We start from the raw sequence: 7,488 nt of genomic DNA, 5'->3' as shown, positions 1-7,488 counted from the left end.
CTCCGTTCACAACACCCAGCCCCGGCGGATCCCGCTCCACCCCGACCCCCAGGCGCCCCCCCCCGCCCCCCCCCCCCCCCCCCCCCCCCCCCCCCCCCCCCCCCCCCCCCCCCCCCCCCCCCCCCCCCCCCCCCCCCCCCCCCCCCCCCCGGCGTACAGACCTCGTGCGGCGCGGCGCAGGATGGACGGTGATGAGCGCCGAGACCGCCCCCGCCGTGTCCAACCCGCTGTTCGCCGAGTCGCCGCTGCCGTACGGGCTGCCGCCGTTCGCCGACATCACGCTCGAGCACTGCCGCGAGGCGGTGCTGGCCGGGATGGCCGAGCAGCGCGCCGAGATCGCCGCGATCACCGGCTCGGCCGAGCCGCCGACCTTCGCGAACACGATCGAGGCCCTCGAGCGCTCCGGCGCGCTGCTGCGCCGGGCCGAGGCGGTGTTCGGCAACCTGTCCTCGTCGCTGTCCACGCCGCGGCTGCGGGAGATCGAGCGGGAGCTCGCGCCGCTGGAGGCCGCGCACGCCGACGCGCTGCGGCTGGACCCCGAACTGTTCGCCCGCGTCGACGCCGTCCACGCCGCCCGCCACGAGGCCGGGCTCGACCCCGAGGCGGTCCGGCTGGTGGAGCGGCACCACCTCGACCGGGTGCTGGCCGGCGCCCGCCTCGACGAGGCCGGCCGCGCCCGGCTGTCGGAGCTGAACCGCGAGCTGTCGGAGCTGTCCACGCGGTTCGGGCAGAACCTGCAGCTGGCCACCGAGGCCGCCGCCGTCCGGGTGGCCGACCCCGCCGAGCTCGACGGGCTCTCCGAGGAGGAGGTCGCCGCCGCGGCCCGCGCCGCCGCCGACCGCGGCCTCGACGGGTACGTGCTGCCGCTGCTGCTGCCCACCGGCCAGCCGGTGCTGGCCAAGCTGCGCGACCGGGAGCTGCGCCGCCGCGTGTTCGAGGCGTCGGTGACCCGCGCGTCGTCAGGCGAGCACGACAACGGGCCGGTGGCCGCGCGGATCGCCCGGCTGCGCGCCGAGCGGGCGCGGCTGCTCGGCTTCGCCACCCACGCCGACCTGGTGCTCGCCGACCAGACCGCCGGCAGCACCGACGCCGTCGACGCGATGCTCTCCTCGATGGTCGGCCCCTCGACGGCGAACGCGCGGGCCGAGGCCGCGGTGCTGGCCGAGGCCGCCGCCCGCGACGGCGTCGCCGAGCTGGCGCCCTGGGACTGGGCCTTCTACAGCGAACGGGTGCGCGCCGAGCGGTACTCGGTCGACACCGCGGCGCTGCGGTCGTGGTTCGAGCTGGACCGGGTGCTCGTCGACGGCGTCTTCCGGGCCGCGGAGCTGCTCTACGGCCTCCGGTTCAGTCCCCGCCCGGACCTCGCCGGCTACCACCCCGACGTCCGCGTGTGGGAGGTCAGCGGTCCCGACGGCGAGGCGGTCGGCCTGTACCTCGGCGACTTCACGGCGCGCGAGGGCAAGCGCGGCGGGGCCTGGATGAGTTCGTTCGTCACCCAGTCGCGGCTGCTCGGCACCCGGCCGGTCGTCGTCAACAACCTCAATGTGGCCCGCGCGCCCGAGGGCCGGCCGACGCTGCTCACCCTCGACGAGGTCGACACGCTCTTCCACGAGTTCGGCCACGCGCTGCACGGGCTGAGCTCCGCGGTGACCTACCCGCGCTTCGCCGGGACCGCGGTGCCGCGGGACTTCGTCGAGTTCCCGAGCCAGGTCAACGAGATGTGGGCGCTGTGGCCGGAGGTGCTCGCGCACTACGCGCGGCACGTCGAGACGGGGGAGCCGCTGCCGTCGTCCGCCGTCGAGGCGCTCGACGCCGCCCGGCTGTGGGGCGAGGGCTTCGCGACGCTGGAGTACCTCGCCGCGACGCTGCTGGACCAGGCCTGGCACCGGATCACCCCGGAGACCGAGATCGACGACCCGGCGGAGTTCGAGCGGCGGGCGCTCGAGGCGGCCGGCGTCGCCTCCGACCTGGTCCCGCCGCGCTATCGGACGATGTACTTCCAGCACGTCTTCGCCGGCGGCTACGCGGCGGGCTACTACTCCTACATCTGGTCGGAGGTGCTCGACGCCGACACCGTCGAGTGGTTCCGCGAGAACGGCGGCCTGCGGCGGGAGAACGGCGACGTCTTCCGCGAGCGGCTGCTGTCCCGCGGCGGCTCGGTGGACCCGCTGGAGGCCTTCCGCGCCGTCCGCGGCCGCGACGCCGACCCGGCGCCCCTGCTCCGCCGCCGCGGCCTCGCGCCGGCCTGACGGCGCCTGCTCCTGGGGCGTTCCTCGTCCTCCGAGGATCCTGCAGGACCCCTGGACCGCGAGGAGCACCCCAGGAGCGGCGGCGTCACAACCAGGGGAGCGAGAGGACCAGGTCCAGGTCGTCGGGGGCGTCGCCGTCGCGGACGAGCCGGTTGGGCTGGCGGTGGCCGCACGCCGTGCAGCGGTGCACCACCTGCCAGCCCTTGCCGGACTTCTCGACCAGGCCGATCGGCTCCATCGGCTGCCGGCACTCGCTGGCCCGGTCGCCGGGCAGGTCGTCGACGTGCAGCGACCACAGGCACACCGGGCAGTGGTTGCGGTAGTGCCCGTCGGTGTTCGCGGGGACGTCGGCGGCGCAGTGCACGCAGACGAAGCCGGTGTTCTCCGCCCGCCGGGAGCGGGCCACGACGCGGGGCCGGGTCAGGGGACGAACGGCTCGACGGCGACGACCTCGACGGTGATGTCGCGGCCGTTGGGCGCCTGGTAGGTGACCGAGGTGCCCGGCTTCGCGCCGAGGATCGCCGAGCCCATCGCCGACTCCGGCGAGTAGACGGCGAGGTCGGTGGTGCCCGCGATCTCGCGGGAGCCGAGCAGGAACTTCTCGGTCTCGTCGTCGCCCTGGAAGCGGATGGTGATGACCGTGCCGAGCTCGGCGGTGGTGGCCGTCGTCGGCGGCTCGCCCACGCGCGCCTTGCGGAGCAGGTCGGTCAGCTGCCGGATCCGGCCCTCCTGCTTGCCCTGCTCCTCCTTGGCGGCGTGGTAACCGCCGTTCTCCTTGAGGTCGCCCTCCTCGCGGCGGGCGTTGATCTCGGCGGCCATGGCGGGCCGGCCGGCCACCAACTGGTCGAGCTCGGCCTTCAGCCGGTCGTGGGCCTCCTGGGTCAGCCAGATGCCCTGCTCGTTCTCAGTGGGGGTGGTCACGCGGGGTACTCCTGCACAGCTCGGGGGCCGCGTCCCGGTCGGGAGGCGACGACGTCGATCCGGCCAAGCTAACACCGGCCGGGTGGCCCGTGCAGGGACCTGATGCGCTCCCTGTCGGGGAGCGGACGGTACCGGACCGCACCGTGACAGGCACCACATCCGGCCCTCCGGGGGACCGGTCGGCGGCGATCCGTCGGCGCGCCGGGGGACACTGGGGAGGTGACCGACGCCCACCCGTTGCGCCTGCTCGCCGTCCACGCCCATCCCGACGACGAGTCGAGCAAGGGCGCGGCGACGATGGCCAAGTACGTCGCCGAGGGCGTCGAGGTGATGGTGGCGACCTGCACCGGCGGTGAGCGCGGCTCGGTGCTGAACCCGTCGCTGGACCGTCCGGAGATCTGGGAGCGCCTGCCGCAGCTGCGCGTCGAGGAGATGGCGCGCGCCCGCGAGATCCTGGGTGTCCAGCAGGAGTTCCTCGGGTTCGTCGACTCCGGCCTGCCCGAGGGCGACCCGCTGCCGCCGCTGCCCGAGGGCTGCTTCGCGCTGGTCCCCACCGAGGAGGCGGCGGCGCCGCTGGTGGCGCTGATCCGCCGGTTCCGGCCGCAGGTCGTGCTCACCTACGACGAGCGCGGCGGCTACCCGCACCCCGACCACATCAAGACGCACGAGATCTCGGTGCACGCCTTCGAGGCGGCCGGCGACCCGGAGCGCTACCCCGAGCTGGGCGAGCCCTGGCAGCCGAGCAAGCTCTACTACCACATGGGCTTCACGCTGACCCGGACGCGGGCGCTGCACGAGGCGATGCTCGAGACCGGCGCCGAGTCGCCCTACGCCGAGTGGCTGGCGAACTGGGACCCGGAGCGGGACACGAGCCACCGCGTCACCACCCGCGTGCCGTGCGCGGAGTACTTCCCGGTGCGGGACGCCGCGCTGATCGCGCACGCCACCCAGATCGACCCGGACGGCCGCTGGTTCGCCTGCCCCATGGACCTGCAGCAGCGGGTGTGGCCGACCGAGGACTACGAGCTGGCCCGCTCGCTGGTCGACTCGGCGCTGCCGGAGGACGACCTGTTCGCCGGCATCCGCAGCGAGGTGCCGGTCCCGTGACCACCGGGCTGCTGGGCGGTGCGCTGACCGGGGCGGTGCTGGCCGCCGAGGAGCAGCTGCCCGAGGACGTCGGCAAGTCCGGCCCGTTCGGCCTGTTCCTCACCCTCGTCCTGCTGCTCGCCGTCTTCCTGCTGGTCCGGTCGATGAACCGGCACCTCAAGCGGATCCCGCGCAGCTTCGAGCCGGAGGACCGGGAGCCGCAGGTCGTCGTCCCCGACACCCCGGCGGAGCTGGTCGACCCGCCGCGCCGGCCCGGTCAGGACCTGCTCGACGACCTGCGCCGCGCGCCCCGCGCCATCGAGGGCCCCAAGCGCAGCGGCCCCGAGCGCGACGACCGGACGGACCCGCCGGCGCACTGACGCCGGCGGGCCGGCCGGGCCGGGGGCGGTCCGGCCCGGCCGCGGTGCTCACCAGGTGTGTGCGACGTCGACGACGAGGCGCGAGCCGTCGCCGGGGCCGTCGAGGACCAGCACGCGGAACGGCAGGCGGGCGCGCACGCCCAGCCCGACGGTGCTGCTGCCCTCGAACGAGCCGGCCCAGGCGACCTGCCGGAAGGTGCGGTACCCGCCCACGGCGACGGCCTCGGCGTCGTTCCGCGGGTCGTAGGTCGCCGCCCCGGCGTCGGTGTACCCGGGGGTGTGGACGACGACCTGCAGGTCGGCGGCACCGCGCAGCGGCACCGGCCGGCCCGAGCCGTCCTGCACGACCCGGGGCACGTACCGGACGTCGTGGCCGACGTCGGCGGCGTCGATCCCGTCGAGGTCCAGGACCAGCCGGTCGTAGCAGTCGTGCCGGCCGGTGCGGACGTCGTCGAGGGTGCCGCCGCCGCGGTCCGCGACGGCCTCCGGCAGGGAGCCCCACGCCGTGCTGCAGGAGGCGGCGGAGGCGGACGGCAGGGCGACGCCGAGGGTGGCCGTGGCGGCGGCCAGGACGACGGCGGCGCGGGTGCGGGTGGTGCTCATGGCGGGCTCCCGGGTCAGGGGGATGCGGACGAGGTGAGGATGCGCCGACGACCGCGCGCAGACCATGGCCCGGATCGCCCACGGACGTCGATCTGAGAGGTCTTCCGCTGTGCAGAAGTGACAGGAAACGGCCCTGTGGGGGCGACACGAGGTGGCACATCGCCTTCCCGTTGCCGCGGGGTGACGATGGGTATCCCCGAGCCGTGTCGAACCGTCTCGCCACCGCGACCAGCCCCTACCTGCTGCAGCACGCGGACAACCCGGTCGACTGGCGCGAGTGGGGTGAGGAGGCCTTCGCCGAGGCCCGCGAGCGGGACGTCCCGGTGCTGGTGAGCGTCGGGTACGCCGCCTGCCACTGGTGCCACGTGATGGCCCACGAGTCGTTCGAGGACGAGGCGACCGCGGCGCAGATGAACGCCGGGTTCGTGTGCGTCAAGGTCGACCGGGAGGAGCGGCCCGACGTCGACAGCGTCTACATGACCGCCACCCAGGCGCTCACCGGCTCCGGCGGCTGGCCGATGACCGTCTTCACCACCCCGGACGGGCGGCCGTTCTACTGCGGCACCTACTACCCGCCGCGCCCCGCCGGCGGCATGCCCGCGTTCCGGCAGGTGCTCACCGCCGTCTCCGAGGCCTGGACCCAGCGCCGCGACCAGCTCGAGGAGGCCGGCACCCGGATCGCCGAGGGCATCTCCCGCCGCCTGGACCTCGGCCCGCCCACGGCGCTGTCGGCCGCCGACCTCGACGCCGCCGCGGCCGCGGTCGCCGCCGACCACGACGACCGGCACGGCGGGTTCGGCGGCGCGCCGAAGTTCCCCCCGTCGATGCTGCTGGAGTTCCTGCTCCGGCACGCCGCCCGCAGCGGGGACGCCCGGTCGCTGGAGGTGGCCCGCCGCACCCTGGAGGCGATGGCCCGCGGCGGCATCCACGACCAGCTGGCCGGCGGCTTCGCCCGCTACTCGGTCGACGAACGCTGGGTGGTGCCGCACTTCGAGAAGATGCTCTACGACAACGCCCTGCTCCTGCGCCTGTACCTGCACCTGTGGCGGGCCACGGGGGAGGACTGGGCGCGGCGCGTGGCCGACGCGACCGCCGCCTTCCTCGTCCGCGACCTCGGCACGCCCGAGGGCGGCCTCGCCAGCGCGCTGGACGCCGACACCGACGGCGTCGAGGGCCTGACCTACGTGTGGACGCCGGCGCAGCTGACCGAGGTGCTCGGCGACGACGACGGCCGCTGGGCGGCGGAGCTGTTCGGGGTGACCGGACGCGGCACGTTCGAGCACGGCACCTCCACGCTGCAGCTGCTCCGCGACCCCGACGACCCCGCCCGCCTCGCCTCCGTGCGCGAGCGGCTGCTGGCCGCCCGCGCCCGGCGCCCGCAGCCGGCTCGCGACGACAAGGTGGTCACCGCCTGGAACGGGCTGGCGATCGCCGCACTGGCCGAGCACGGCGTCCTCACCGGCACCCCCGCGTCGGTGGACGCCGCCCGGCGTGTGGCGGAGCTGCTCGCCGGCGTGCACTGGGTGGACGGGCGGCTGCGGCGGGCCTCGCGGAACGGTGTCGCCGGGGCGCCGGCCGCGGTGCTCGAGGACCACGGCGACCTCGCCGAGGGGCTGCTCGCGCTGCACCAGGCCACCGGCGAGGGCCGGTGGCTGGAGTGGGCGGGCGACCTGCTCGACGTCGTCGCGGAGCAGTTCCTGGACGCCGAGGGGTGGCACGACACCGCCGCCGACGCCGAGCCACTGGTGCACCGCCCGTTCGATCCCGCGGACGGGCCGACGCCGGCCGGGGTCGCCGCGGCCGCGGGGGCGTTCGTCACGTACGCGGCGCTGGCCGGGTCGCCGCGGCACCGCGAGCTCGGCGAGGCCGCGATCGGGCAACTCGGCCTGCTGGTGCGCCGGGCGCCGCGGGCCGCCGGCTGGGCCGCGGCGGTGGGGGAGGCGCTGCTCGCCGGGCCGCTCGAGGTCGCCGTCAGCGGGCCGGCCGGGCCGGAGCGGGACGAGCTCGCCGCGGCCGCGCGCGCCTCGACCAGCCCGGGCGCCGTCGTCGTGGTGGGGGAGCCCGACGCCCCCCGGGTGCCGCTGCTGGCCGACCGGCCGGCCGTCGGCGGGCGCCCCGCCGCCTACGTGTGCCGGGGCTTCGTCTGCTCCGCGCCGGTCACGGACGTGTCCGCTCTCAGCGCAGCGATGGCCCCTTCCTGACGCCGGTATGCGGTCTTACCGTGTAATCCCGTAAGCACCGCACCGTTG

At 75.9% G+C, this 7,488-nt stretch carries 7 protein-coding genes; 4 read left to right on the top strand and 3 right to left on the bottom strand.

The genetic code is table 11. The features are described 5' to 3' along the window. Positions 1-191 precede the first annotated feature (191 nt). Positions 192-2,249, top strand: coding sequence for a M3 family metallopeptidase (locus tag ACI796_RS19115; RefSeq protein ID WP_456942802.1), 2,058 nt, complete (start codon positions 192-194; stop codon positions 2,247-2,249). An 85-nt stretch (positions 2,250-2,334) separates the two neighbouring features. On the opposite strand, the gene ACI796_RS19110 is transcribed toward ACI796_RS19115, so the two are convergent. Beyond that, positions 2,335-2,655: an RNHCP domain-containing protein gene (locus tag ACI796_RS19110; protein WP_336032853.1), complete on the bottom strand. Its 321-nt coding sequence runs from the start codon at positions 2,653-2,655 to the stop codon at positions 2,335-2,337. A gap of 14 nt (positions 2,656-2,669) precedes the next feature. After that, the gene (gene greA / locus ACI796_RS19105; RefSeq protein WP_110907602.1) at positions 2,670-3,170 is read right to left on the bottom strand and encodes a transcription elongation factor GreA; all 501 of its coding nucleotides are present in this window, start codon (positions 3,168-3,170) and stop codon (positions 2,670-2,672) included. Between the two features lie 219 nt (positions 3,171-3,389). On the opposite strand from greA, the gene mca reads away from it, so the two are divergent. Beyond that, positions 3,390-4,277 carry a mycothiol conjugate amidase Mca gene (mca, locus tag ACI796_RS19100; RefSeq protein ID WP_456942801.1) on the top strand — a complete coding sequence of 296 codons (888 nt, stop codon included), beginning with the start codon at positions 3,390-3,392 and terminating at the stop codon, positions 4,275-4,277. Further along, complete coding sequence (locus ACI796_RS19095) at positions 4,274-4,636, top strand: hypothetical protein (RefSeq protein WP_456942800.1); 363 nt, start codon at positions 4,274-4,276, stop codon at positions 4,634-4,636. The genes mca and ACI796_RS19095 overlap by 4 nt, the downstream gene beginning before the upstream one ends. Before the next feature lie 48 nt (positions 4,637-4,684). Here the strand turns inward: ACI796_RS19095 and ACI796_RS19090 are convergent, their stop codons facing one another. Next, the gene (locus ACI796_RS19090) at positions 4,685-5,239 is read right to left on the bottom strand and encodes an AMIN-like domain-containing (lipo)protein (protein WP_456942799.1); all 555 of its coding nucleotides are present in this window, start codon (positions 5,237-5,239) and stop codon (positions 4,685-4,687) included. Between the two features lie 203 nt (positions 5,240-5,442). Here ACI796_RS19090 and ACI796_RS19085 point away from each other — a divergent pair, with 203 nt between their 5' ends. Continuing rightward, positions 5,443-7,440, top strand: a complete 1,998-nt coding sequence (locus tag ACI796_RS19085; protein ID WP_456942798.1) for a thioredoxin domain-containing protein — start codon at positions 5,443-5,445, stop codon at positions 7,438-7,440. Positions 7,441-7,488: the final 48 nt, after the last annotated feature.

Source organism: Geodermatophilus sp. SYSU D00525, from assembly GCF_054050475.1.
The sequence above is the reverse complement of the archived record's forward strand: the minus strand, read 5'-3'. Positions and strand labels throughout refer to the sequence as shown.

Coding starts and splice junctions, on each gene's coding strand:
- ACI796_RS19115 (WP_456942802.1), top strand. CDS start 192: ATGAGCGCCGAGACCGCCCCCGCCGTGTCCAACCCGCTGTTCGCCGAG.
- ACI796_RS19090 (WP_456942799.1), bottom strand. CDS start 5,239: ATGAGCACCACCCGCACCCGCGCCGCCGTCGTCCTGGCCGCCGCCACG.